Source organism: Streptomyces siamensis, assembly GCF_039543605.1.
Classification (GTDB): domain Bacteria; phylum Actinomycetota; class Actinomycetes; order Streptomycetales; family Streptomycetaceae; genus Streptomyces; species Streptomyces siamensis.
This window is the reverse complement of record NZ_BAABKB010000027.1, coordinates 48,158-72,461: the sequence shown is the minus strand read 5'-3', so window position 1 is coordinate 72,461 and position 24,304 is coordinate 48,158. Positions and strand designations below refer to the sequence as shown.

General features: G+C 71.1%; 22 protein-coding genes and 1 pseudogene. 6 read left to right on the top strand and 17 right to left on the bottom strand.

What is annotated here, in order from left to right; genetic code table 11:
* The first annotated feature begins 131 nt into the window (after positions 1–131).
* Genes ABEB03_RS28920 through ABEB03_RS28905 form a run of 4 tightly spaced genes read left to right on the top strand, consistent with a single transcriptional unit; the run spans position 132 to position 3,524 of the window.
* A complete protein-coding gene (locus ABEB03_RS28920; protein WP_345655663.1) occupies positions 132–1,103 on the top strand; it encodes an ABC transporter substrate-binding protein in 972 nt (323 codons plus the stop codon).
* Positions 1,100–1,873, top strand: a complete 774-nt coding sequence (locus ABEB03_RS28915; RefSeq protein WP_345655661.1) for an ABC transporter permease — start codon at positions 1,100–1,102, stop codon at positions 1,871–1,873. The genes ABEB03_RS28920 and ABEB03_RS28915 overlap by 4 nt, the downstream gene beginning before the upstream one ends.
* Positions 1,870–2,688 carry an ABC transporter permease gene (locus ABEB03_RS28910; protein ID WP_345655659.1) on the top strand — a complete coding sequence of 273 codons (819 nt, stop codon included), beginning with the start codon at positions 1,870–1,872 and terminating at the stop codon, positions 2,686–2,688. Before ABEB03_RS28915 ends, ABEB03_RS28910 begins: the two co-directional genes overlap by 4 nt.
* A gap of 20 nt (positions 2,689–2,708) precedes the next feature.
* Positions 2,709–3,524 (top strand): ABC transporter ATP-binding protein, encoded by an 816-nt coding sequence (locus tag ABEB03_RS28905; RefSeq protein ID WP_345655657.1) that lies wholly within the window; start codon positions 2,709–2,711, stop codon positions 3,522–3,524.
* On the opposite strand, the gene ABEB03_RS28900 is transcribed toward ABEB03_RS28905, so the two are convergent.
* The 16 genes and pseudogenes from ABEB03_RS28900 to ABEB03_RS28825 all read right to left on the bottom strand — a co-directional run bounded on the left by ABEB03_RS28900 (position 3,496) and on the right by ABEB03_RS28825 (position 21,958).
* The gene (locus tag ABEB03_RS28900) at positions 3,496–5,670 is read right to left on the bottom strand and encodes a discoidin domain-containing protein (protein WP_345655654.1); all 2,175 of its coding nucleotides are present in this window, start codon (positions 5,668–5,670) and stop codon (positions 3,496–3,498) included. The two genes, ABEB03_RS28905 and ABEB03_RS28900, sit on opposite strands and share 29 nt — an antisense overlap.
* Before the next feature lie 55 nt (positions 5,671–5,725).
* Positions 5,726–7,336 (bottom strand): glycoside hydrolase family 13 protein, encoded by a 1,611-nt coding sequence (locus ABEB03_RS28895; RefSeq protein ID WP_345655651.1) that lies wholly within the window; start codon positions 7,334–7,336, stop codon positions 5,726–5,728.
* A 28-nt stretch (positions 7,337–7,364) separates the two neighbouring features.
* Positions 7,365–8,240 (bottom strand): carbohydrate ABC transporter permease, encoded by an 876-nt coding sequence (locus ABEB03_RS28890; RefSeq protein ID WP_345655649.1) that lies wholly within the window; start codon positions 8,238–8,240, stop codon positions 7,365–7,367.
* Positions 8,237–9,208, bottom strand: coding sequence for a carbohydrate ABC transporter permease (locus ABEB03_RS28885; RefSeq protein ID WP_345655647.1), 972 nt, complete (start codon positions 9,206–9,208; stop codon positions 8,237–8,239). The genes ABEB03_RS28890 and ABEB03_RS28885 overlap by 4 nt, the downstream gene beginning before the upstream one ends.
* An 8-nt stretch (positions 9,209–9,216) precedes the next feature.
* On the bottom strand, positions 9,217–10,572 hold the full coding sequence (locus tag ABEB03_RS28880) for an ABC transporter substrate-binding protein (RefSeq protein ID WP_345655645.1): 1,356 nt from the start codon (positions 10,570–10,572) through the stop codon (positions 9,217–9,219).
* Between the two features lie 154 nt (positions 10,573–10,726).
* A complete protein-coding gene (locus ABEB03_RS28875) occupies positions 10,727–11,725 on the bottom strand; it encodes a LacI family DNA-binding transcriptional regulator (protein ID WP_179332652.1) in 999 nt (332 codons plus the stop codon).
* 108 nt (positions 11,726–11,833) lie between these two features.
* The gene (locus tag ABEB03_RS28870) at positions 11,834–12,523 is read right to left on the bottom strand and encodes a GntR family transcriptional regulator (RefSeq protein WP_345655642.1); all 690 of its coding nucleotides are present in this window, start codon (positions 12,521–12,523) and stop codon (positions 11,834–11,836) included.
* A 106-nt stretch (positions 12,524–12,629) separates the two neighbouring features.
* The gene (locus ABEB03_RS28865) at positions 12,630–13,631 is read right to left on the bottom strand and encodes a proline racemase family protein (protein WP_345655640.1); all 1,002 of its coding nucleotides are present in this window, start codon (positions 13,629–13,631) and stop codon (positions 12,630–12,632) included.
* Between the two features lie 22 nt (positions 13,632–13,653).
* Positions 13,654–14,562, bottom strand: a complete 909-nt coding sequence (locus tag ABEB03_RS28860; protein ID WP_345655638.1) for a dihydrodipicolinate synthase family protein — start codon at positions 14,560–14,562, stop codon at positions 13,654–13,656.
* 497 nt (positions 14,563–15,059) lie between these two features.
* Positions 15,060–16,445, bottom strand: a pseudogene (locus ABEB03_RS28855) (FAD-dependent oxidoreductase); the annotation flags it as partial.
* Positions 16,438–16,737 (bottom strand): (2Fe-2S)-binding protein, encoded by a 300-nt coding sequence (locus ABEB03_RS28850; RefSeq protein ID WP_345655636.1) that lies wholly within the window; start codon positions 16,735–16,737, stop codon positions 16,438–16,440. The pseudogene ABEB03_RS28855 and the gene ABEB03_RS28850, both read right to left, overlap by 8 nt.
* Complete coding sequence (locus ABEB03_RS28845) at positions 16,734–17,891, bottom strand: NAD(P)/FAD-dependent oxidoreductase (RefSeq protein ID WP_345655634.1); 1,158 nt, start codon at positions 17,889–17,891, stop codon at positions 16,734–16,736. Before ABEB03_RS28845 ends, ABEB03_RS28850 begins: the two co-directional genes overlap by 4 nt.
* 66 nt (positions 17,892–17,957) lie before the next feature.
* On the bottom strand, positions 17,958–18,773 hold the full coding sequence (locus ABEB03_RS28840; RefSeq protein ID WP_345655632.1) for an ABC transporter permease: 816 nt from the start codon (positions 18,771–18,773) through the stop codon (positions 17,958–17,960).
* A 10-nt stretch (positions 18,774–18,783) separates the two neighbouring features.
* Positions 18,784–19,674 carry an ABC transporter permease gene (locus tag ABEB03_RS28835; RefSeq protein WP_345655629.1) on the bottom strand — a complete coding sequence of 297 codons (891 nt, stop codon included), beginning with the start codon at positions 19,672–19,674 and terminating at the stop codon, positions 18,784–18,786.
* Between the two features lie 9 nt (positions 19,675–19,683).
* Complete coding sequence (locus tag ABEB03_RS28830; protein WP_095937929.1) at positions 19,684–20,883, bottom strand: ABC transporter substrate-binding protein; 1,200 nt, start codon at positions 20,881–20,883, stop codon at positions 19,684–19,686.
* 37 nt (positions 20,884–20,920) lie between these two features.
* On the bottom strand, positions 20,921–21,958 hold the full coding sequence (locus tag ABEB03_RS28825) for an ABC transporter ATP-binding protein (protein ID WP_345655624.1): 1,038 nt from the start codon (positions 21,956–21,958) through the stop codon (positions 20,921–20,923).
* Between the two features lie 134 nt (positions 21,959–22,092).
* On the opposite strand from ABEB03_RS28825, the gene ABEB03_RS28820 reads away from it, so the two are divergent.
* The gene (locus tag ABEB03_RS28820) at positions 22,093–22,899 is read left to right on the top strand and encodes a FadR/GntR family transcriptional regulator (RefSeq protein WP_345655871.1); all 807 of its coding nucleotides are present in this window, start codon (positions 22,093–22,095) and stop codon (positions 22,897–22,899) included.
* Entirely contained in the window at positions 22,856–23,635 is a 780-nt protein-coding gene (locus ABEB03_RS28815) for a cache domain-containing protein (protein WP_345655621.1), read from the top strand. Before ABEB03_RS28820 ends, ABEB03_RS28815 begins: the two co-directional genes overlap by 44 nt.
* 4 nt (positions 23,636–23,639) lie before the next feature.
* On the opposite strand, the gene ABEB03_RS28810 is transcribed toward ABEB03_RS28815, so the two are convergent.
* Positions 23,640–24,302, bottom strand: a complete 663-nt coding sequence (locus tag ABEB03_RS28810; protein WP_345655619.1) for an MmyB family transcriptional regulator — start codon at positions 24,300–24,302, stop codon at positions 23,640–23,642.
* Between the last annotated feature and the right edge of the window lie 2 nt (positions 24,303–24,304).

The window sequence follows — 24,304 nt, the reverse complement described above, 5'->3', positions numbered from 1 at the left end:
CCACTAACTGTCAACAATATTGTCAGCCAGAGCCATTGACCCGGCCGTACGGGAGTTCTACCTTCGCGCTGAGCACCATTGTGCGCTGTGCGCACACCCTGTCGGAACACCTCGTCTGCACAGGAGGAGCCATGCGTCGTCTGCTTGCCGCGCTCGCGGCCGGTACCTTCCTGGTCGCCGCGTCGGCCTGCGGCTCGTCCGACGGCGGTGGCGCCTCGGACAAGAACGCCTCGTCCGGCGGCACCACGACCGTCAAGGTCGGCATCATCCCCATCGTCGACGTCGCACCGCTCTACCTCGGGCAACAGAAGGGCTTCTACGCCAAGCGGGGCCTGAAGCTCTCCATGACGACGGCGCAGGGCGGCGCGGCCATCGTGCCGGGCGTCGTCTCCGGACAGTTCCAGTTCGGCTTCAGCAACATGACGAGCCTGATGATCGCCCAGTCCAACAACGTGCCCGTGAAGGCCATCGCCAACGGGGTCGCCTCGACAGGCTTGGCGGGCAAGGACTTCGGCGCCATCACGGTGAAGAAGGGCAGCGCCATCAAGTCGGCGAAGGACCTCGAAGGCAAGAAGGTCGCCGTCAACACGGTGAAGAACATCAACGAGACGGCGGTGCGCGAGTCGGTGCGCAAGGCCGGCGGCGACCCGTCCGAGGTGAAGTTCGTCGAGCTCGCCTTCGACCAGATGCCCGCCGCCCTGGACAGCGGGCAGATCGACGCCGCGATGGTGGTCGAACCGGCGCTCGCCACGGTCAAGAGCCAGGGCGGTACGGAGATCGCCTCGTCCCTGGTCGACGTCGCGCAGAACCTCACCGTCGCCATGTACTTCACCTCGACGCAGTACGCGCAGCAGAATCCCGGCGTGGTGAAGAAGTTCCAGGAGGCCACGGCCGAGTCCCTGGCCTACGCCGACGCCCACCCGGACGAGGTCCGGCAGATCGTCACCACGTACACGAAGATCCCCGCCGCGGTGCTGGAGAAGGTGACCCTGCCCAAGTGGCCGGCCGAGCCCGACCGCGCCTCGATCGAGGCCCTGGAGAAACTGGGCGCGCAGGACGGCCTGTTCAAGACGGAGCCCGACCTGGACAAGCTGCTGCCGTGAGGGGAGCGAACACCGCGCTGGGCGCGGCCGGGCTCGCGGCCTTCCTCGCCCTCGGCGAGGCGGTGCCGCGGCTCGGCCTCGTCAAGGAGCAGTACTTCCCGCCGACGAGCCGGATCGTGGGCGCGCTGCGCGACGAGTTCGCCGAGAGCGCCTTCTGGACCGCACTCGGCGACACCCTCACCGGCTGGGCACTCGGTCTGGCGATCGCGGTGAGTGCCGGGATCCTGGCCGGCGTGCTGATCTCGGTCGTGCCCCATCTGCGCGAGGCCACCGCCTCGACGGTCGAGTTCCTCCGTCCCATCCCCTCCGTCGCCCTGATCCCGCTGGCCGTCCTCCTGTACGGCACCGGTCTGCGCTCGGTCCTGCTCCTCGTGGTCTACGCGGCCTTCTGGCAGGTCCTCGTCCAGGTCCTGTACGGCGTCCAGGACGTCGACCCGGTGGCCGACGAGACGGCCCGCTCGTACGGGCTCGGCACCTGGGCGAGGGTGCGGCACGTGCTGTGGCCGACGGCTCTCCCCTACGTCATGACGGGCGTCCGGCTGGCCGCGGCGGTGGCGCTCATCCTCACCGTGACCGCCGAACTCGTCATCGGCGCACCGGGGCTGGGAGCCCGCATCGCGGTCGCGCAGACCTCTCAGGCGGTGCCCGAGATGTACGCGCTGATCGTGGTGACCGGCCTGCTCGGGCTGCTGATCAACGTGGGTGCCCGCACGGTGGAACGGCGTGCTCTGGCCTGGCACCAGTCGGTGCGCGGGGAGGTGACGGTGTGAGCGAGGTCCCCGTCGGCCGGACGCGGCCGGGAACCTGGCGCAGGGTCGTGCTCCGGCTGCTGTACGCCGCCGCCCTGCCCGTGCTCCTGGTCGTGCTCTGGTGGTTCGCGTCCGACGACAGCACCGACGTCTACTGGCCGCCGCTGCGCACCATCCTGAAGACCTTCCCCGACGTCTGGACCGGCGAACGGCTCCGCGGCGACCTGCGGCCCAGCCTGCTGCGGCTGCTCGGCGGCTACACGGCGGCGGCCGTCGCCGGGGTGGCGCTCGGCACGCTCATCGGCTCCTACCGCCGGGTGCGGGCCGTGTGCGAACCGGTCCTGGAGTTCCTGCGGGCGATCCCGCCGCCCGTCCTCGTCCCGGTCATCATGCTGTTCGCGGGCATCGGCGACGGCATGAAGGTCGCCGTGATCGCGAGCGGCTGCGTCTGGCCGATCCTGCTCAACACGGTCGAGGGCGTACGGGCGGTCGACTCCGTGATGACGGAGACGGCACGTTCGTACGGCATCACGGGCGTCGCCGAACTGCGGGCGCTGGTGCTGCCTGCGGCGAGCCCGCAGATCTTCGCCGGCCTGCGCCAGGCCCTGTCCATCGGGATCATCCTCATGGTGATCAGCGAGATGTTCGCGGCCAGCAACGGCCTCGGCTTCACCGTCGTCCAGTTCCAGCGCGGCTTCGCCATCCCCGACATGTGGACCGGGATCCTCGTCCTGGGCCTGCTCGGCTTCGTCCTCTCGGTCGTCTTCCAGCTGATCGAACGCCGGGTGCTCGGCTGGTACCACGGTCTGCGCGCGTCCTCCCGGCGGTCACCGTGATGCTCGCGAAAGGGCGGTCCATGCAGGAGCTTCTGGTCGTCTCCGGCCTGCGGAAGGTCTACGAGGGGCAGGGCCGCCGGGTGGAGGCGGTTCGCGATCTCACGTTCACCGTCGCGGCGGGCGAACTCGTCTGCCTGGTCGGCCCGTCGGGGTGCGGCAAGACCACGCTGCTGAAGTGTGTGGGCGGACTGCTGGCGCCGACGTCGGGCGAGGTGTCGCTGGCCGGCAGCCGGGTCTCGGGTCCGCCGCCCGGGATGGCGTTCGTGTTCCAGGAGTACGGGCGCAGCCTCTTCCCCTGGATGCGGGTACGCGAGAACGTCGGGCTGCCCCTGAAGCAGAAGGGGCTGAGCAAGCAGCGGCGCCGCGAACTGGTCGCGGACGCACTGGAGTCGGTCGGGCTCGCCGACGCCGCCGGTGCCTATCCCTGGCAGTTGTCCGGCGGCATGCAGCAGCGCGTGGCCATCGCCCGCGCGCTGGCCTACGAGCCGGACGTGCTGCTGATGGACGAGCCGTTCGCGGCGGTCGACGCGCAGACACGCGCCGATCTGGAGGACCTGGTGCGCGGGCTGTGGCGGCAGCGCGGGATCACCGTCCTGTTCGTCACGCACGACATCGACGAGGCCGTCTACCTCGGGCAGCGGGTGGTGATCCTGTCCGGCTCCCCCACGGTCGTCCAGGAGCAGCTGAAGGTCGATCTGCCGGACGAGCGGGACCAGTTGCACACACGGGTCTCCCCGCGCTTCGCCGAACTGCGCACACATGTGTACGAGCAGATCCAGGCGGCGAAGCGCGGGGAGCCCTACGGCCTCAGGAAAGATACGCCTCCACTTCGCTGAGCTGGGCCGCGGGCCAGCCCGTGTTGGCGGTCACCTGGAGGCGCAGGTAGCGCAGGTTCGTGCCGGCGGGCAGTGTCACGGTGACGGTGTTGCCGGTCGCCGGGTCGAAGCGGTAGGCCTTGGACGCCACGACCGTGGAGTACGCCGATCCGTCGGTGCTGCCCAGCACGGACAGGGTCTGTGTGCGGGCCTGCCACGCGGACGCCGGCGGCAGCTTGAGGACGAGACGGCGGGTGGCGAGGGTGGAGCCCAGGTCGGTCGTCCAGGACTGCGGGAAGGCGTTGTTGGTGGATTCCCAGTAGCTGTTCGCGTCGCCGTCGACGGCCTTCGCGGGCGTGTAGACGTCCTGCGAGCCGGTGGCGGTGGCCGGGCGTCCCGCGGCGAGGTTGCGTGCCGGATCGGGGTCCGGGTTCCCGGTGCCGGGCCGGGGCCAGGTGGAGCAGTCGCTCCAGGTCGAGTCCCAGCCGGAGTTGCCGCCGCCGTCGGTCAGGGTGAACGGGCCCGAGCCGGTCGGGTAGGGGCAGTTGTAGATGCCCGCCGAGCCGACGCCGGTGGCCTTGACGTTGCTGAATCTCGCGGCGCCCTGGGACTCGGCCTGGACGACCACCGTGCCGGTCCGGTCGACCGTGGCGCCGTCGACCCTGATGTTCTTCGTCGCGTATCCGCGCCCGCCGCCGGACACGAACTCGAAGGCGCTGTAGGGGCTGTCGGTGATCGTGGTGCCGGTGATGTCGACGGTCGCCTCGATGGCGCTGTCGTAGGAGTCCACGCGCAGCGCGCCCATCGGGTGGTTCCAGTTGGGGTTGATCGCGCCCGTGCGGACGAGGGTGTTGCCGGAGACAGTGATGGTTCCGGCGAGCGGGGAGAACGGGTCGAGGAACTTCTGGTTGGAGATGGCGATGCCGCTGCCCAGGGCGTTGGTGTCGGAGACGAGGTTGTTCCTGACGGCGATGTCGGTGCCGCCGTAGACGGCGATGCCGTTGGCGAGGTTGGGCTGGCTGATGGTGTTGTTCTCGAAGCTGCTGTCGGTGTCCGGGGCGTTGAGCGACCACATGGCCAGCGCGTCGTCGCCGTTGTTGCGCAGGAAGTTGTTGCGGACGCGGACTCCGCGCGCGTTGCCGTTGAGGTTGAGTCCGTCGGCGGTGGTGTCGAGGATGCGGTTGTTCTCGACGACGAGGTTGTCGTTGTTGCCGGTCAGCCAGAGGCCGACCTTGAGGTGCTGGAGCCACATCCCGGAGACGCTGGAGCCGGGCCCGAGCGAGCCGTTGACGAAGTTGTCCGGGTTGGAGTCCACCCGTTCGGTGACCTCGCCGATGACGGCGAAGTCCTTGAGGTGGACGCCGCCCGACGAGCTCGTCTGGTCGATGAAGCGCGAGGTGCGGACGACGGAGTACCAGCTGCCGGCGCCCTGGAGGGTGACGTTCTGGACGCCGTTCAGCGAGGACGTGATCCGGTAGTCGCCCGGCGGGATCCAGACGACGCCGCCCCGCGCCGCGGAGATCGCGTCCCGGAAGGCCTGGGTGGAGTCGCCCTGTCCGCCGGGGTCCGCGCCCTTGTCGGTGACGGACACCGATCCCGCGGGCCGGGCGGCCGCCGCCGCGACCTGCTCGAAGTCGGCGACGTCCACGGTGACCTGGGTGGACGTCGCCTGGAAGGCGACCTTGTCGCCCGCCTGCACGTTCTGCCCGAGCAGCAGGCGCGCGTTGTCGAACAGGTGGTGCGTCTTGGCACCCGCGATCCAGGAGGTGTCGACGTAGGAGTACTTGGAGGTGACGGGGAGGGTCCTGGAGATCTTCGTGCCGTTGACGTACACGTCCAGCGAGCCCGACTGGCCGTCGGGGACGCTGTAGGAGACGTTCACCGCGTTGGCGGCGCGCGGCACGGTGAACTCGACGCGCTGCCCGGCGGTCAGCCGTACGGCCTGCCGTCCGGAGGCCTCCGAGGCCAGAGTGCCCTGGGTGTAGTCCGGGCCGATCCTCGTGCCCGTGGAGGTCGCGGACTCGGCCTCCACCGAGGTGAAGGGCAGGTCGGCGCCCGCCGCCGCCACGGCGGAGTGGGCGGCGGCGGTGCCGAGCATGCCGGCGGCGAGCGCGACGACTGTGGCGCAGGCCAGTGGCATGCGCCTGACAGTTCTGTTGCTGTGCATGTGCTGATCCCTTCGAGGTGGGGGTGCGGGGACAGCGATGCGCCGTCGGGCGGCCTCAGGCGCGCAGCCAGGCCGCCGTGTCCTGCGGGAGCAGCCCGTCCGCGTCGAGCGGGCCGCTGCCCAGCAGCAGGCGGGTGTGCGGGGGGAGGGCGACGGGTCCGGCGGTGAGGTTCACGACGCAGAGCAGCCCGTCGGTGCGGGCGAAGGCGAGGACGCCGTCGGGTGCGGGCAGCCAGCTGAGCGGTCCGTCGCCGAAGCCCGGTTCGCCGCGGCGGATGCGGAGCGCCGCGCGGTAGAGGCTCAGGATCGACCCGGGGTCCTCGGCCTGGCGGTCGGCCGCGTACGCGGGCCAGTCGGCGGGCTGCGGCAGCCACGGTTCGCCGCCGAAGCCCGCGTGCGGTGCCCCGGCGGTCCAGGGCAGCGGCACCCGGCAGCCGTCCCGGCCCGGATCGGTGCCCCCGGAGCGGAAGTGCATCGGGTCCTGGATGCTGGCCGTCGGCAGTTCCACCTCGGGCAGGCCGAGTTCCTCGCCCTGGTAGAGGTAGACGGAGCCGGGCAGGGCGAGCGAGAGCAGGGCCGCGGCCCGCGCCCGCCGGGTGCCGAGGGCCAGGTCGGTCGGGGTGCCGAAGGCCTTGGTGGCGAAGGCGAAGGCGGTGTCGGTGCGGCCGTAGCGGGTGACGGTGCGGGTCACGTCGTGGTTGCACAGCACCCAGGTGGCGGGCGCGCCGACCGGGGCGTGCTCGGCGAGGGTCTCGTCGATGGAGGTGCGCAGCCGTGCCGCGTCCCAGGGGCAGGACAGGAAGGAGAAGTTGAAGGCGGTGTGCAGCTCGTCGGGGCGCAGGTAGCGGGCGAAGCGCTCGGTGTCGGGCAGCCAGACCTCGCCGACGAAGACACCGTCGTACGCGTCGGCGACCGCGCGCCAGGAGCGGTAGATGTCGTGGAGTTCGTCGCGGTCGACGAACGGGTTCGGGTCGCGGCCCTCGACGAAGTCGGGCAGCTCCGGGTCCTTGGCGAGCAGCGCGGCCGAGTCGATGCGCACGCCCGCGACGCCCCGCTCGAACCAGAAGCGCAGGATCTCCTCGTGCTCCTGGCGGACGGCGGGGTGCGCCCAGTTGAGGTCGGGCTGCTCGGGGGTGAACAGGTGGAGGTACCAGTCGCCGTCGGGGAGCCGGGTCCAGACGGGTTCGGCGGAGCCGGCGAACTGGGACGGCCAGTCGTTGGGCGGGATGTCACCGTGTTCGCCGCGTCCGGGACGGAAGTGGAACAGCTCGCGTTCGGGGCTTCCGACGGGGGCGGCCCGGGCGGCCCGGAACCACGGGTGCTGGTCGGAGACGTGGTTGGGCACGATGTCGACGAGGGTGCGGATGCCGAGTTCCCGTGCCTCGGCGATGAGCTTCTCCGCCTCGGCGAGCGTCCCGAAGGCCGGGTCGATGGCTCGGTAGTCGGCGACGTCGTAGCCGCCGTCGGCCATCGGTGAGAGGTACCAGGGGTTGAACCACAGGGCGTCCACGCCGAGTTCGGCGAGGTACGGCAGTCTGGCGCGCACGCCCGCGAGGTCTCCGGTGCCGTCGCCGTCGCCGTCCGCGAAGCTGCGGACGTACACCTGGTAGATGACGGCGGAGCGCCACCAGTCGCTTCGCGTGCGGGCAGGGGAAGGCTGTCCCACGGTGAATGCCTTTCTGGAGGGGGTGTCGTCAGCCCTTCGTGCTGCCCGCGCTGATCCCGGCGATGATGTGCCGCTGGAACACCAGGAACATCGCGACCATGGGGATGCTCGCGATCACCATCGCGGCGATGAGGACGGTCAGCGGGATGTTCTGGGACAGCTGGACGAGTGCCACGCTGATGGGCTGTTTGTCGGTGTCGGAGAAGACCATCAGCGGCCACAGGAAGTCCTGCCAGACGGCGACCAGGGCGAAGATCGACACGACTCCCAGGACGGGACGGGACATCGGCAGCACGATCGACCACAGCGTGCGCAGCCGTCCGGCGCCGTCGATCTCGGCGGCCTCCAGGACGTCTCGCGGAATCTGGTCGAAGAAGCGCTTGAGCAGATAGAGGTTGAAGGCGTTGGCCACGGCGGGCAGCCAGATGCCGAGCGGGTCGTTGAGCAGGCTGGTGTGGATCAGCGGCAGGTCCGCGACGGTCAGGTACTTCGGGACCACGAGCGCCTGCGCGGGGACCATCAGGGTGGCGAGGATGCCGCCGAGGATCACCCTGCCGAAGGCGGGCCGCAGTTTGGACAGGGCGTACGCCGCCGCCGTGCAGAACACGAGTTGCAGCAGCCAGGCCCCCGTGGCCTGCACCACCGTGTTCCACAGGTGGGTGGGCAGGTCCATCAGGTCCCAGGCGTCGGTGTAGCCGCTCAGGTGCCACGCGTGCGGTACGAGGGTCGGCGGGGTGCGCACCACCTCGTCCGGCGACTTCATGGCGCCGGTCACCATCCAGTACACGGGGAAGAGGAAGGCGAGCGCGAACAGCAGGACGACGCCCGTGAAGACGGTCCAGTAGACGGCCCGGCCGCGCGGACGGGCCAGGGCGAGCGGCGAGACCAGCGTACGAACGCTCATGCGTCCTCCCCGGTGGAGCGCGTCAGCCGCAGATACACCGCGGAGAAGACGCTGAGCAGCACAAGGAGCATGACGCTCAGGGCGCACGCCCCTCCGAAGTCGTTGTAGAGGAAGGCGTACTTGTAGATCAGGTAGAGCACCGTGACCGTCGCGTTCTCCGGACCGCCGCCGGTGATCACGAACGGCTCGGTGAAGACCTGCATGGTCGCGATGATCTGAAGGAGCATCAGCATGAGGATGACGAACCGGGTCTGCGGGATCGTCACATGGCGCACCCGCTGCCAGATGTTCGCGCCGTCCAGTTCGGCCGCCTCGTACAGCTCGCCGGGGATGCTCTGGAGCGCGGCGAGGTAGATGAGGACGGTGCCACCGAGGTTGGCCCAGGTGGCGACGATCACCAGCGAGACGAGGGCGGTGTCGGCGCCGTTGGACCAGTTCGAGGTGGGCAGGTGCGCGAACCTCAGCGCCTCGTTGGCGAGGCCGGCCCCGGGGTCGTAGAACCACTTCCACAGCAGTGCGCTGACCACCGGCGGGATCATCACCGGCAGATAGACGACGACTCTGAAGAAGGCCTTCGCGTGCCGCAGCTCGTTGAGGACGAGCGCCATCAGGAAGGGGACGGCGAAGCCGATGAGCAGAGCGAGCAGGGTGAAGGTCAGGGTGTTGCGCCAGGCCGCGGTGAACTCGGGGTCGTGGAAGACCCGCGTGAAGTTGGCGGTGCCGACCCATTCGCCGCCGGAACCCGGTGTGTACTTCTGGAAGGCGATCACCACCGCACGGATCGCCGGGTACCAGGAGAACAGGGCGAAGCAGAGCAGTCCGCCGATCAGGAAGGCGTAGGCGCGGGACTGTTCGGCCAGGCGCCGGCGCCACGGTCCCCCGGTCCGGCGCCCGGCCCGGAGCGGCTCCCCCTCCGGCACGCCGAGGACGGCCGAAGGGGGTGCCGCGGGCTTCGATGCGGTCTTCATGGAAGCGGTCAGCCCCGGGCCAGGATGGAGTCGATCTTGCCGGAGGCGTCCTTCAGCAACTGGTCGACGTCGGCGTCCTTCTTGGTGAGGACCGCGGAGACGGCGCCGTCGAGGACGGAGTAGATCTGCTGGGCCTGCGGCGGCTCGATCTTCATCTGGAGGCTCTGGTTGCCGTCGAGGAAGGCCTGGTAGTTCTCGACGGGGACGTTGGCGTTGGCCTTCTTGACCTCCTGGTCCTTCGCGTCGGCGGCGCCGGTGAACAGGCGCGGCTCGGGCAGGCCCACGGGCGCGTCGTTCTGCTTGGCGCGGGCGTAGTCGCCGAGGAAGCCCTTGCCGGGGGTCAGGAACATGTGGTCGAGCCACTTCAGGCCGGCCCTGATCTGCGCCGGGGTGTCCTTCTTGTTGAACATGTAGCCGTCGCCGCCGATGAGCGTGCCCTTGCCACCCGGCATCGGGGCGAGCGCCAGGTCCTTGTAGTTGCCGCCCTTCTCCTTCACCAGGATCGGGATGTTGTCCGGGGCGGAGAGGTACATGCCGAGCTTTCCGGAGCCCATCATCTGCTGCACGTCGTTGATGACGAGGAGTTGCTTGCTGCCCATGGAGTCGTCGCTCCAGCGCATGTCCTTGAGGTTCTGCAGGACGGCCTTGCCCTCGGGGGTGTCGATGTTCGCCTTCTTGCCGTCGGCGCTCACCACGTCACCGCCCTGCGAGTAGAGCTCGGCGGTGAAGTGCCAGCCTCCCTGGTTCTGGGCGCTGTAGTCGGCGTAGCCGACGGTGCCCTTGCCGAGCGCGGCTATCTTCTTGGCGTCGGCGCGCAGCTCCTCCCAGGTCGCCGGGGGCTTCTCGGGGTCGAGGCCCGCCTGCGCGAAGAGCTTCTTGTTGTAGATGAGGCCCATCGAGTAGCCGGTGCGGGGAACGCCGTAGATCTTGCCGTCGACGGTGTAGATGTCGCGGAGCTGCTGCTGGATGGTGCTGTAGCTCTTGAGCTCCTTGACGTAACTGGTGATGTCGGCGGCCTGGTTGACGTCGACCACGTGCTTCGCGTCGGTGAAGTACGTGTAGAACACGTCCTCCATCTGGCCGCCGGCGAGCTTGGCGTCGAACGTCTTGGGGTCCTGGCACGGGAACGCGTCGTGTGCGACGACGTCGATGTCCGGGTTGGCCTTCTCGAAGGCCTTGACGTCGGCCTCGAAGAACGAACGGTCGACCTTGGCGCTCTTGGGCGGCATGCAGTTGACCGTGATGCGGGTCTTGCCACCCGCGGATCCGTCGTCGTCGCTTGAGCCGCAGGCCGTGATCGCGGTCAGGGCGAGGGCGGAGGCCATGAGCGTGGTGCTGGTGCGGCGGAACCCGGGACTTCTCATCGGTGGACCCCTCTTGGGCAGGCGCAGGGAAGGCCCACGGCGCCGTACCCGAGTGGTGCGGCGTCCGTGTCTGGCGCCGCACACTCAAGCACCACCGACATTGCGGCGCAAGATCTCGCGCAGAATCTGTAATTATTCGACAGCCACTCGGCTCTCAGTGGCGGGGTACTTGCGCGGTGGACCCTCGCACCACCAACTCGGGCTCGAACAGCAGCTCTTCGGGAGTGACGCTGGTCCCGCCGATCTGCGCGTTCAGCAGTTCCACGGCCGCCCTGCCCATCGCCTCGATGGGCTGACGGACGGTGGTCAGCGGCGGCTCGGTGCAGTTCATGAGCGCGGAGTCGTCGTAGCCGACGACGGACACCTGAGCCGGCACGTCGAGCCCCTTGCGCCGGGCGGCCCTGACGACACCGAGCGCGAGCGGGTCGCTGGCGCAGATGAAACCGGTGATCCCGCGGTCGATGAGCCTGGAGGCCGCCGCGTGCCCGCCCTCGATCGAGAACATGGCGCGGGCGATGTGCTCGTCGGGCAGATCGGGGGCGAGCGCCCGTGCCGCCGCCAGCTTGCGCCCCGAGGGGATGTGGTCGGCGGGTCCGAGCACGAGGCCGATCCGCTCGTGTCCGAGCGAGACGAGGTGCCGCCAGGCCTGTTCCACCGCGACGGCGTCGTCGCAGGACACGCCGGGGAAGCCGAGGTGCTCGATGGCGGCGTTGACCAGCACCACCGGGATGTTGCGGTCCGCGAGCTGCCGGTAGTGGTCGTGCGGGGCGTCCGCCTGCGCGTACAGGCCGCCGGCGAACACCACGCCGGAGACCTGCTGCTGGAGCAGCAGGTCCACGTAGTCCGCCTCGGAGACCCCGCCCTTGGTCTGCGTGCACAGCACCGGGGTGAGGCCCAGCTGTGCGAGCGCCCCGCCGATCACCTCGGCGAACGCCGGGAAGATCGGGTTCTGGAGCTCGGGCAGGACGAGGCCGACGAGCCGGGCACGCTCGCCGCGCAGTTGGGTCGGTCGCTCGTAGCCGAGGACGTCCAGCGCGGACAGCACCGCCTGCCGGGTGGCCTCGGACACCCCGGGTTTGCCATTGAGGACCCGGCTGACCGTGGCCTCACTGACCCCGACCTTCTTCGCCACCTGAGCAAGTCGTCGCGTCATGCGCGCAAGAATAGCGCAAGAAATGCAAACCGTTTGCGTGGAGGGGGCGGATGCCGGCACCGACGCGGCCGTCTCGGCGCCGGGCCGCCCACGGGGCGGGCGACCGGCTCAGTGGGCCGCCCACAGCCCGCGGACGTGCCCGAGGTGACGTGTCATCACCTCGCGCACGGCGGCCTCGTCACGGGCGAGCAACGCGTCGAGGAGCTCCAGATGCTCCTCCGCGGACGCCTCCAGACGGCCGCTCTCGGCCAGGGCGTTCAGCCCGTAGAGCCGGGAGCGTTTGCGCAGGTCGCCGACGACCTCGACCAGGTGGGCGTTTCCTGCGAGGGCCAGCAGGCCCAGATGGAAGCGGGTGTCCGCCTCCACGTAGGCGATGAGGTCGCCGGCCGCCGCCGCGGTCACGATCTCCCGGGCGGCCGGGCGCAGGGCGTCCAGGGACACGGGGTCGGCGGTGGCGGCCAGCCCCACCGTGGTGGGGATCTCGACGAGCGAGCGGATGTGGGTGTACTCGTCGAGCTGCCGCTCGGAGACGACGGTGACCCTGAACCCCTTGTTGGGCACCGTGTCGACCAGGCCCTCCTTGGCGAGATCGAGCATCGCCTCCCGTACCGGCGTGGCCGACACTCCGAAGCGGGCGGCCAGCGTGGGCGCCGAGTAGACCTCTCCGGCGCGCAGTTCACCGGCGATCAGCGCGGCCCGCAGCGCGTCGGCGACGCGCTCGCGGTAGCTGCTCCGCTTCCCGCCGAGCGTGGGCAGGACGGGAGCGGCGGAGGGTGCGCTGCTGCGCCGGTCGGCCATGGGTTCTCCTCGTACGGGCCGAGCGTCCTCCGCCGGCTGGTGCCATGTCACGTACTACGGCCCCCAGTATCTACGCGGCGGGTGCCGCGACGGCGAGGGGCCCGGTTCACAGGACGAAGCCCGCCGGGAAGGGGTCGGTGGGGTCGAGCAGGTACTGGGCCGTTCCCGTGATCCAGGCGCGGCCCGTGAAGCTGGGCAGCACCGCGGGAATCCCGGCGACGTCGGTCGTGCCGAGCAGCCGTCCGGTGAAGCTGGTCCCGATGAAGGACTCGTTCACGAACTCGGTGTGCAGCGGGAGTTCCCCGCGGGCGTGCAGCTGGGCCATACGCGCGCTGGTCCCCGTGCCGCAGGGCGAGCGGTCGAACCAGCCGGGGTGGATCGCCATCGCGTGCCGCGAGTGGCGGGCGGTGGCTCCGGGCGCGTACAGATGGACGTGGTGGCAGCCCCGGATGGACGGATCCTCGGGGTGCACGGGTTCGCCCTCGGCGTTGATGGCGTCCATGAGCGACAGGCCCGCCTTCAGGATGTCGTCCTTGCGCGCCCGGTCGAAGGGCAGCCCGAACTGCTCCAGCGGCAGGATCGCGTAGAAGTTGCCGCCGTACGCGAGGTCGTAGGTCACCGTGCGGCCGTCGGCGAGCGTGGCCTTGCGGTCGAGGCCGACGGAGAACGACGGCACGTTCCTGAGCGTGACCGCGCGGGCCGCGCCGTCCTCGACCGCCACCTCTGCCACGACGAGGCCCGCCGGTGTGTCGAGCCTGATGGTCGTGACCGGTTCGACGACCTCGACCATGCCGGTCTCCACGAGCACGGTGGCCACCCCGATGGTGCCGTGCCCGCACATCGGGAGGTAACCCGAGACCTCGATGTAGATCACGCCGTAGTCGCAGTCGGGACGGGTCGGCGGCTGGAGGACGGCCCCGCTCATCGCCGAGTGGCCCCGCGGTTCGTTCATCAGGAGCTGTTTGATGTCGTCGCGGTGTTCGCGGAAGTACAGCCGCCGCTCGTTCATGGTGGCGCCCGGGACCGTGCCGATCCCTCCGGTGATCACCCGGGTGGGCATGCCCTCGGTGTGCGAGTCGACGGCGTGCAGGACGAGTGTGCTGCGCATGGCTCTCCTGGGGGTCGGGGCCTCAGCCGTGGGCGCGGACGAGTCCGGCGGCGACGGCCTGCTCGGTGGCGGAGCGCACGGCGGCCTCCTGCTCGGGCAGCAGCGGGACGCGCGGCGGACGGACCGGGCCTCCGTGGCGGCCGACGACGTCCATCGACAGTTTGATCGCCTGCACGAACTCGACCCGGGAGTCCCAGCGCAGCAGCGGGTGCAGCAGGCGGTAGAGCCGGCCCGCGGTGTCGAGGTCGCCGCCGACGGCTGCGCGGTAGAGCTCGACACTCGCCGCGGGCAGCGCGTTCGGGTAGCCGGCCACCCAGCCCTTCGCCCCGGCGACGGCGAGCTCCAGCAGGACGTCGTCGGCCCCGACCAGCAGATCGAGTTCCGGGGCGAGTTCGGCGATCCGGTAGGCGCGCCGCACGTCTCCGGAGAACTCCTTGACGCCCTGGACGAATCCGGCGGCGTACAGCTTGGCGAGCAGTTCGGGCACCAGGTCGACCTTGGTGTCTATCGGGTTGTTGTACGCGACGACCGGCAGGCCCACCCCGGCGACCGCCTCGTAGTGGGCGAGGACGGACCGTTCGTCGGCGCGGTAGGCGTTCGGCGGCAGCAGCATCACGGCCCGGCAGCCGGCGTCCTTGGCCTGCTCGGCCCAGCGGCGTGCCTCGGCGGAGCCGTAGGCGGCGACGCCGGGCATCACGCGCTCGCCGCCGATCGCCGCGACGGCGGTCTCGACGACCTTGGCACGCTCCTCGGGCGTGAGCACCTGGTACTCCCCGAGCGAGCCGTTCGGTACGACGCCGTCGCAGCCGTTCTCGACGAGCCAGGCGCAGTGGTCGGCGAACTTCGCGTGGTTCACGGAGAGATCGTCGTTCAGCGGGAGCGCGGTGGCGACGAGGACTCCGCGCCAGGGACGGTTCTCGGTGGAGGTCATGAACAGGTCCTCTCTCGGTACGGTGTGACATTTCACTGGCTCTTCGGCGCGTCGGTCGCCCGCCGGCCGTCTTCCTGGGCACCCGAGGGCGGCGGCGCGCCGCCCGAAGCCGGCCCTCGGGCGGCTGACCCGCCCGGGCCGACGGCGGCTCACCCGCCCTGGTCCACCCCCGGCTCGCCGCCGTGGCCTTCCCGAGGCTGACCACCGCGGTCTTCATGGAGCTCGCCGCCGCGGGCCTCCCGCGGCTCACCGCCATGGGCCTCTTGCGGCTGGCCGCCGCGGACCTTCCGCGGCTCACCGCCGTGGGCCTCTTGCGGCTCACCACCGCGGTCCCCCCGCGACTCACCGCCGCGGTCCTCTGGCGGCTCACCACCGCGGACCTCCCGCGGCTCACCGCCGTGGGCCTCTTGCGGCTCACCGCCGTGGGCCTCTGGCGGCTCACCACCGCGGTCCCCCCGCGACTCACCGCCGCGGTCCTCTGGCGGCTCACCACCGCGGACCTCCCGCGGCTCACCCGCCCGGGCGAGCACTCCGAGCGGCACCGGCCGGGCCAACAACCGCCGCGCGGCGGTCTGTTCGCACCCGGCGAGTCCCGCGACGGCGGGTTCGCACATCCGGCCCTGGCACCACCCCATCCCGGCGCGGGTGAGCAGCTTCACCGTCCGGACGTCACCCGCGCCGAGTTCCGCGACGGCCGTGCGGATCTCCCCGGCACAGACCTCCTCGCAGCGGCACACGACGGTGTCGTCGGTGACCTGGTCCGTCCAGTGCGCCGGGGGCGTGTACAGGGTGTCGAGCAGCGCGGCGAAGTCCCGCAGGCGCCTGCGGGACTTCGCCGCCGGGGCCCACTCCCACGGGTCGGGCACCAGGCCGGTCAGCCGCGCGGCGATCGAGCGGCCCGCGATGTGTCCCTCGGCGAGGGCCAGCGCCGCGCCGCCGACACCGGTGGTCTCGCCGGCCGCCCACACGCCCGGCACATCGGTGCGCTGCTCGTCGTCGGCGTACACCCGCGGTCCCTCGACGCGGCAGCCGAGCGACTCGGCGAGGTCGGTGTGCGGCAGCATGCCGTGCCCGACGGCGAGCGTGTCGCACGGGATGCGCCGTTCGGTGCCTGCCTCGACCCGTCCCCCGCCGTCGAGCGCGGCGACGGTCACGGCCTCGACCCGCCGCTCGCCGTGGGCCGCCACCACGGTGTGCCGGGGCATGAGCGCGACACGGTGCCGCAGGAGGCGGGCGGTGTACCCGGCGGCTTCGGCGACCTTGCCCGGCAGGGCCGCCAGCGCCCCGGCCCGGCGCGCGAACGCCCTGGGGTCGGCGGCCTCGACGAGCGCGGCCACCTCGACGCCCGCCGCGGCCAGGCCGGTCGCCACGGGCAGCAGCAGCGGACCCGTCCCGGCGACGACGGCGGTCCGTCCCGGGACCACCAGTCCCTCCTTGAGCATCGCCTGCGCCCCGCCCGCGGTCACCACCCCGGGTAGCGTCCAGCCCGGGAAGGGCAGGACCTTCTCGTACCCGCCGGTGGCGAGGAGCACCGCGTCGGCCCGCACGGACTCGGACTCCCGCTGGTCGGGACCGAGCAGGGCGTGCACGACGAAGTCGTCGGACCGCCTTTCCACGCACCACACATGACGGTCCGGCAGGTGCTCGACGGAGTCCGCCGCGGCGAGCCCGTCGCGCAGCCTCTCCCAGGTGTGCCACTCGTGGTGCAGCGCCTCGGGCCGCAGCGCGCCCAGCGCGGCCGCGGGCCGGCGGTAGAACTGTCCGCCCGCCCGTGCCGCCGAGTCGACCAGGGTGACGTGGATGCCGCGGGAGGCCGCGGCCAGGGACGCGGCGAGGCCCGCCGGGCCGGCGCCGACGACGGCGAGGCGGGGGCGGTCAGTCATCGTGGCCCGTGCCCTCCTGCGTGCGGATCTCGTCGCCGGGTCGCACCGGGACCAGGCAGGCCCGCTGGTTGGGGAGGCCGTTGACGGTGACCAGGCAGTCGAAGCAGACGCCGATGCCGCAGAAGACGCCGCGCGGACGGCCCGCGCCGCGTGTGGCGCGCCAGGACGTGACGCCCGCAGCCCACAGCGTGGCGGCCACGGTCCGGCCGGGCAGCGCCTCGATCTCCCGGCCGTCGAGGGTGACGGTGAACGCGGTGCCCGGCCGGGCACCGGCCCGTCGCAGCGGATTCACGCGGCCTCCTCGGGAAAGCGGTCGGGCCGGAACGGGGTGAGGTCGAGGCCGGGTGTCGCGCCGGTCAGGACCTGCGCGATCAACTGCCCGGTGCCTGTGGCGAGTCCGATGCCCGCGCCCTCGTGCCCGCAGGCGTGCAGAAGTCCGGGGACCCGGGGGTCGGGGCCGATCGCGGGCAGGTGGTCCGGCAGGTACGGCCGGAAGCCCAGGTACGTCCGCAGCGCGCGGACCTCCGACAGGAAGGGGAAGAGCCGGGTCGCGCCCTCGGCCAGTGCCCGGACGACGGGCAGCGAGAACGAGCGGTCGAATCCGACCCGTTCGCGGCTCGCCCCGATCAGGACCGGCCCCGCCGCCGTCCCCTCGACGACGGGCGACGTCTGGAGGGCCGCCGAGTCGCTGGCCACGTCGGCGACGTAGTCGGCCGCGTACACCTTGTGGCGCACCCGGCGCGGCAACGGCTCGGTGACGAGGACGAATCCGCGCCGGGGCAGCACGGGCAGCGGGGCGCCCGCGAGACCGGCCACGTCCGCGCCCCAGGTCCCGGCCGCGTTCACGACGGCCGGGGCGTGGATGTCGCCCCGGTCGGTCCGTACGCCGCGGACCGGTCCGGCCGGGGAGCGCAGCACCGCGGTCACGGTCCGCCCGGTGAGCAGTCGAGCTCCCGAGGCGCGTAGGAGGTGGGCGGCGGCCAGGGCGGGCATCACCTGGGAGTCCTGCGGGTAGTGCACGGCGCCCGCCAGGTCCGGGGCCAGGTGCGGCTCCAGGTCGCGGAGCCGGTCCGCCGCGACCGGCTCCGCCGTGACCCCGGCCGCCCGCTGGCCGTCCGCGAAGGTCTCCAGGGCGGCCAGTTCTCGGGGCGTGGCGGCCACCACCACGCCGCCCTTGGCCTCGTACTCGATCGCCGGTCCGAGTCCCTCCTGTGCGGCGAGCTCGGACCACAACCGCCCGGACAGCAGGGCGAGATCGAGTTCGGGTCCGGGTTCCTTGTCGGAGACCAGCAGGTTGCCCTCGCCGGCGCCGGTCGTGCCGCCGGTCACCGGGCCGCGGTCCACCACGGTGACGTCGAGGCCCGCGCGGGCCGCGTACAGCGCACAGGCCGCGCCGACCATTCCGGCTCCGACGACCACGACATCGCAGGTAAATGGCTTGGCCACGCCAGTACTATGTCACATACTTCTGTGCGCGCACAGGGTGCCGTGGAGAGGATCCCCACGGCACCCTCAGATCCTGCTGCCGGTCGCCGTGTCGGCCGACAGCCGCTGTGCCGCGTAGATCGGGATCACCGAGAGCAGGACGAGGACCGCCGCCACGACGTTGACGACCGGGGCCTGCTGAGGCCGTGTCATGTTGTTGAAGATCCAGATGGGCAGGGTCTCGATGCCGGGTCCTGCGGTGAACGTCGTCACCACGATCTCGTCGAAGGAGAGCGCGAAGGCGAGCATTCCGCCCGCGAGCAGGGCGGAGCGCACCAGGGGGAAGGTGACGTCCGCGAAGGCCCGGAAGGTGTTCGCGCCGAGGTCCATGGCGGCTTCCTCGTACGATCCCGCGGTGCGCCGCAGCCTGGCCACCACGTTGTTGAAGACGACCACGATGCAGAAGGTGGCGTGTCCGACGATCACGGTGAACATGCCGAGGCCTACACCGAGCGGTTCGAGCACCGTGCCGAAGGCCGAGTTGAGCGCGATGCCGGTGACGATGCCGGGGAGCGCGATCGGCAGGACGACCACGAAGGAGATCGCGTCGCGCCCGAAGAACCGGTGCCGGGCCACCGCGAAGGCGATCAGCGTGCCGAGCACCAGAGCGATGGCCGTGGCGCCCAGACCCGCCTTCACCGAGACCCACAGGGCCGCGCGGGCGCCCTCGTTCTGCCAGGCGGTCGACCACCAGTGCGTGGTGAGGCCGGGCGGGGGCCAGCTCGCGCTGCGGTCCGGGTTGAAGGAGTTGACCAGGACGAGCGCGAGCGGCACGTAGATGATCGCGAAGCCGAGCCCGGCGGCGACGCGCAGCGCGATGCGCGCGGGACGGGAGAGTTGCACTGCGGGCTCCTCAGAGGCTGCTCAGGGCGCCCGTGCGGCGCATCGCGAGCAGGTACACCACGATGACCACGACGGGGACCGTGCCGAGCGCGGCGGCCATGGGCAGGTTCAGTTCGATGTTGGAGTAGACGAGGTTGCCGATGAGCTGGGTCTTGCCGCCGACGATCTGCACGGTGATGTAGTCGCCGAGGCTGAGGGAGAAGGTGAAGACCGAGCCCGCGGCCACGGACGGCAGCACCATCGGCAGCACCACCGAGCGGAAGGTGCGCGCGGGGCGCCCGCCGAGGTCCGCCGACGCATCGAGCAGGTTGTCGGGCAGCTGCTCCAGCGCCGTGTGGATCGGCAGGATCATGTACGGCAGCCACAGGTAGGTCAGTGCGATGACCGCCGCGGGAAGTCCGAAGCCGGGTCCGCTCAGCCCGAACGGCTCCAGCATCCAGTCGGCGAGTCCGCCCTGCGAGAGGATCAGCCGCCAGGCGTACACCTTGACGAGGTAACTCGCCCACAGCGGGGTGAGGATGGCGACGACGAGCAGCGGACGCCACTTGGGCCTGGCGATGCGGGCCGTGAAGAAGGCGACCGGGAAGGCGATCAGCGCGCACAGGGCGGTCACGGCGAGGGCGACGCCGATGCTGCGCAGGATCACCTGCCGGAAGACCGGCGTGGTGAACAGCTCGTGGAAGTTGTCGGTCGACCAGACCTTCACGACCTCGGAGGTGAAGGAGTCGGTCGTCCAGAACGCCGAGACGAACAGCACCGCCAGCGAGCCGAGGTAGAGCACGGCGAGCCAGAGCAGGGGCGCGGTCAGGAGCAGGGACAGCCTGAGCCGCGGCCGGCGGTGCAGGGTCCCGGCGAGCCGCCGGACGGGGGACCGTCCGGCGGCCTGCGCGGTGGAGGTCATGGGTGTCTCTCAGCCCTTGATCTCGGTCCAGGCCTGGACCCACTTCGCGTACGGGACGCACTTGACGTCGGTGCGGCCGTCGAGGCACTGCTCGATGGGCGTGTTCCAGAAGGCGATGTTCTTCCAGTAGCCCTCGTCGGCGGCGTGGAAGGTGTCGCAGAACGACTTGTCGCTGGTCTCGGCGCACGCCTCGGTGTTGGCCGGGGCCTCGCCGAAGTACTCGGCGACCTGGGCGTTCACCTTCGGTGAGATGATCCAGTCCATCCACTTGTAGGCGCAGTTGGGGTGCTTGGCCTTGGCGGAGAGCATCCAGGTGTCGGACCAGCCCGTGGAGCCCTCCTTGGGCACGAAGGCCTTCACCTTCGCACCCTCGTCCTGCGTGAGGTTGGCGATGACCTGCCAGGTCGTGCCGATCACGGAGTCGCCGCTCTTGAACGCGGAGATCTCCTTGAGGTAGTCGCTCCAGTACTCCCCCACGTTCGCGCTCTGCTTCTTCAGCAGGTCGACGGCCGCGTCGAACTGCTTCTGGTCGAGGGCGTACGGGTCCTTGATCTTCAGTTCGGGCCGGGCCGACTTCAGGTACAGCGCCGCGTCGGCGATGTAGATGGGCGAGTCGTACGCGGTCACGTGGCCCTTGTGCGCGGCGGCGTCGTCGAAGACGGCGGACCAGGAGGTGGGGGCGGGCGTGACCTTCTCGGTGTTGTACATCAGGAGGTTGGCGCCCCGGCCGTGCGGGATGCCGTACATCTGACCGTCGACGGAGTTCCAGCCGCCGTTCTTCAGGCCGCTGAACACATTCTTGTAGTTGGGCACGAGGCCGGTGTTGACCGGGGCCGCGTCGCCGGAGGCGATGAGGCGCAGCGAGGCGTCGCCGGAGGCGGAGACGGCGTCGTACTGGCCGGTCTTCATCAGCTTGACCATCTCGTCGGAGCTGGCCGCGACCTTGGAGTTGACCTGGCAGCCGGTCTGCTTCTCGAAGTCGCTCACCCAGTCGACCTTCGGGTCGTTGGAGCCGTCCTCGACATAGCCGGCCCAGGCGATCAGGTTGACCTGCCCCTCGGTCTTGCCGAGCTTCGACTGCGCCTTCAGGTCGGGCGGGTTGAGTCCGGTGGACGAGGAGGAGCCGCCCGAGTCGGACGACCCGCAGGCGGTGGCCGCGAGGAGCACCGCGACGGCGGCGGCGGCTGGGAGGGTTCGGGTGAGGCGCACGACGTACTCCATACGTGACGGGGACTGAGCGTGGGGGTCAGCGGGGGTCGGGGACCTTGAAGGCGTGACGGCGGTGCCACTGGAGTCGGACCCGGGTGCCGCGCAGGGCGGCGACGTCCTCGGAGGAGGTCTCCAGGTTCTGCTGGAGGGCGGTGAGGCGACCGCCCGCGTCGAGGTCCACGAGGAAGCGGGTGGAGTCGCCCAGGTAGACGACCTCGACGACGGTGCCCGTGGCGGTGGAGTGTTCCGGCTCGTCGGCTTCGGCGGACTCCTTGAGGACCCGGATCTTCTCGGGCCGGATGCTGTAGGTGCCGGGAGCGCCGACGACCTGCTCGGCCGAGGCCCCTTCGAGGAGGTTGGAGGTGCCGACGAAGCCGGCGACGAAGCCGGTGGCGGGGCGTTCGTAGATCTCGGCCGGGGTGCCGACCTGTTCGACGCGGCCCTGGTTGAAGACGGCGATGCGGTCGCTCATCGTCAGGGCCTCCTCCTGGTCGTGGGTGACGAAGACGAAGGTGATGCCGACCTCGCGCTGGATCGCCTTGAGTTCGACCTGCATCTGCTCGCGCAGTTTCAGGTCGAGGGCGCCGAGCGGCTCGTCGAGCAGCAGCACCCGGGGGCGGCCGACGAGGGCACGGGCGAGTGCCACACGCTGGCGCTGGCCGCCGGAGAGCTGGGCGGGGCGTCGCTTGCCGAACCCTTCGAGCCGTACGTCGGCGAGCGCTTTGCGGGCCCGCACCAGCCGCTCCGGCTTGGGCACCTTGCGCACCTTGAGGCCGTAGGCGACGTTCTGCTCGACCGTCATGTGCGGGAACAGGGCGTAGTCCTGGAAGACGGTGTGCACGTCCCTCTCGAAGGGGGCGAGGCCGGTGACCTCCTGACCCGCCAGTTCGATGCGGCCGGCGGTCGGGGCCTCGAAGCCCGCGATCATCCGCAGCACCGTCGTCTTGCCCGAACCGGACGGGCCGAGCATCGAGAAGAACTCGCCGTCGGTGATGTCCAGATCGACTCCGGCCACGGCGGTCGTCTCTCCGAACGCCTTCCGCAGGCCCTGGAGCCGGATCGCCAATCCCTGCATGGGTGGGGAACCTTTCTGGTCCATGTCCACGTTGAAACACTGACCGGAAAGATATGAAGTCATAGTTCAAAGCTCAAGACCCCCTTAGAGTAAAGGTTGAGTCAACGCACGAGGTGGTGACCGTGAAGCAACACATGGGCGACGGTGTCCGCAGAGCCGTCTTCACACCCGTGGACAACCGCGCCCGGGTCGAGACGGTGGTCCGCAGGCTCGGCGACGCCATCGAGCTCGGACTGCTCGCCGACGGGGAGCAGCTGCCCGGCGAGATGGAGCTGGCCGGGCAGCTCGGCGTGTCCACCGTCACCCTGCGCGAGGCGCTGATGGCGCTGCGGCAGCAGGGACTGGTCACCACGCGCCGGGGCCGCGGCGGCGGCAGCTTCGTGTCCCTGCCCGAGGTCCCCGGCGAGGAGCGGCTGCTGGCCCGGCTGGCCGGCTGGAGCACCGAGGAGCTGCGCGATCTCGGCGACCACTGGGCGGCCGTGACGGGGGCGGCGGCCCGGCTCGCCGCGCAGCGCACCGAACCGGCCGACCTCCAGCCACTGCGGCGCACCCTGGACGAGCTCGCGTCCGCCGAGGACGCCGCAGCGCGCAGTCGCGTCTACGGCCGCTTCCACGTCGAACTCGCCGCCGCCGCGCAGTCCGCCCGGCTCACCCGCGAACAGGTCGCGCTCCAGACGGATGTGGGCGCACTGCTGTGTCTCGTGCTCGGGGACGACGAATATCGTGAAGAAGTCGCCGACCGTCACCGCTCCGTAATCTCGGCGGTGCAAGATGGGGCCCACGAATCGGCCAGAGCGCTGGCCGAGCGGTGCGTCCAGGACTCGACGGCGCGGCTCATCGCCCTCCGTCTCGCGATGCCGCGCACCGCGTCCGGTCCCCGTCCGCTGGAGGGCACCCATGAGCAGGAGCCCCGGCCAGGTCGGCGCCACGGCGACGCTTGACGCGACACCGCGGGCGGCCGTCGCCGCGCAGGTCCGCTCCACACTGGAGGCCGTCTTCGAGGCGGTCGCCGAGACCCGCGCCGACACCGCGGCCCTGCTCACCCGGGTCGCCGCGCGGGGTGACCGGCCCGCCACCGTCGACCTGGCGGCACTGCGCCCCGGGCTCCATCTGCGCCTCGCCCGGCAGGAGTTGGTGTCGGGCGCCGGATTCGTCGCGGCGCCCGGACTGCTCGCCGACGTACCGGCGTGGCTGGAATGGTGGCAGACGGGCCCCGACGGCGACGTGCGACCGCTGCTGCTCGACCTCGACCCGCGGCACTCGGCGTACTCCGACTACACGCACTGGGACTGGTTCGCCCTCCCCCGCGACACCGGACAGCGCGCCGTCGCCGGGCCCTACGTCGACTACCTGTGCTCCGACGAGTACAGCCTGACGCTGTCCGCGCCCGTGCACGTGGAGGGCCGGTTCGTGGGGGTCGCCGCTGCCGACGTGTATCTGCGGCACTTCGAGGCGGCGGTCGTCCCGCTGCTCCAACGGCTCCCGGGTCCCGCCCACTTGGTGAACGCCCGCGGCCGGGTCGCCGCCTCCGCCGACCCCGACCACCTGGCCGGCTCCCTCACCCGGGGACCGGACTTCGGGGCCGTCCTCGCGGCGGGACGGAGCGCGCGCTTCGAGCGGCTGCGGCTGGTGCCGTGCGACGGCGTACCGCTGGTGCTCGTGACACCGGCCGACTGAGCGCTCAGACCGCCCGCAGCTCCGCCGCGCCGTTGCGCGTGGTGCGGGACTTGCGCGGTCCGCCGCCCGGCATGGACCGGGCCGCGTCCCGCAGGACCAGGGTCATTCGCGTGTACCCCATGTCCCGAAGGGTCTTGGGGGTGTCGTCGACGATCCGGCAGTCCGTGCGGCCCCAGCGGGGATCGGGGTGCACGAGCGGACGTACGGCGCCGTCGTGCTCGACGGCGTCCGGGCCGACCGCGCGGATCCAGTGGGGCAGCCCGTGCCGGAAGGCGGCGTCCATGATGGGGTCCTGGGCGATCTCCCGGCGGATCGACTGGAGGCCTCGGTCCTGGCCGTGCCGCTCCACGGCGGCGGCGAAGTGCGCCAGCATCGGTAGGCACCAGCTCGACTCGTGCTCGCCGAGAACCGTGCTCGCGTCCGGGTGGAACAGCACGAACCGGAGGAAGTTGTCACCCGGCATGGCCGTCGGATGGGCTCCCACGCCGCCGAAAAGTGTCTCGAACGCCGCGTTCGACAGGACGACGTCCCAGCGGTGGTCGAAGACGACGGAGGGGAACTGAACGGCTTCGAGGAGGGCTGCGTAGTCCTGGAGGTACGCCTGAGCTTCGACGGTCTCGGGGACAGGGCGCGGCTGGGACCGCTGCCTTCCTGCCTGGTACGCCATCG

Bases quoted from the DNA above. Each gene is read 5' to 3' on its own strand.
- ABEB03_RS28815 (WP_345655621.1), top strand. From the start codon at position 22,856: ATGAGCAGGAGCCCCGGCCAGGTCGGCGCCACGGCGACGCTTGACGCG.
- ABEB03_RS28905 (WP_345655657.1), top strand. From the start codon at position 2,709: ATGCAGGAGCTTCTGGTCGTCTCCGGCCTGCGGAAGGTCTACGAGGGG.
- ABEB03_RS28890 (WP_345655649.1), bottom strand. From the start codon at position 8,240: ATGAGCGTTCGTACGCTGGTCTCGCCGCTCGCCCTGGCCCGTCCGCGC.
- ABEB03_RS28825 (WP_345655624.1), bottom strand. From the start codon at position 21,958: ATGCAGGGATTGGCGATCCGGCTCCAGGGCCTGCGGAAGGCGTTCGGA.
- ABEB03_RS28860 (WP_345655638.1), bottom strand. From the start codon at position 14,562: ATGACCTCCACCGAGAACCGTCCCTGGCGCGGAGTCCTCGTCGCCACC.
- ABEB03_RS28920 (WP_345655663.1), top strand. From the start codon at position 132: ATGCGTCGTCTGCTTGCCGCGCTCGCGGCCGGTACCTTCCTGGTCGCC.
- ABEB03_RS28820 (WP_345655871.1), top strand. From the start codon at position 22,093: ATGGGCGACGGTGTCCGCAGAGCCGTCTTCACACCCGTGGACAACCGC.
- ABEB03_RS28875 (WP_179332652.1), bottom strand. From the start codon at position 11,725: ATGACGCGACGACTTGCTCAGGTGGCGAAGAAGGTCGGGGTCAGTGAG.
- ABEB03_RS28870 (WP_345655642.1), bottom strand. From the start codon at position 12,523: ATGGCCGACCGGCGCAGCAGCGCACCCTCCGCCGCTCCCGTCCTGCCC.
- ABEB03_RS28810 (WP_345655619.1), bottom strand. From the start codon at position 24,302: ATGGCGTACCAGGCAGGAAGGCAGCGGTCCCAGCCGCGCCCTGTCCCC.
- ABEB03_RS28900 (WP_345655654.1), bottom strand. From the start codon at position 5,670: ATGCACAGCAACAGAACTGTCAGGCGCATGCCACTGGCCTGCGCCACA.
- ABEB03_RS28865 (WP_345655640.1), bottom strand. From the start codon at position 13,631: ATGCGCAGCACACTCGTCCTGCACGCCGTCGACTCGCACACCGAGGGC.
- ABEB03_RS28835 (WP_345655629.1), bottom strand. From the start codon at position 19,674: ATGACCTCCACCGCGCAGGCCGCCGGACGGTCCCCCGTCCGGCGGCTC.
- ABEB03_RS28885 (WP_345655647.1), bottom strand. From the start codon at position 9,208: ATGAAGACCGCATCGAAGCCCGCGGCACCCCCTTCGGCCGTCCTCGGC.
- ABEB03_RS28880 (WP_345655645.1), bottom strand. From the start codon at position 10,572: ATGAGAAGTCCCGGGTTCCGCCGCACCAGCACCACGCTCATGGCCTCC.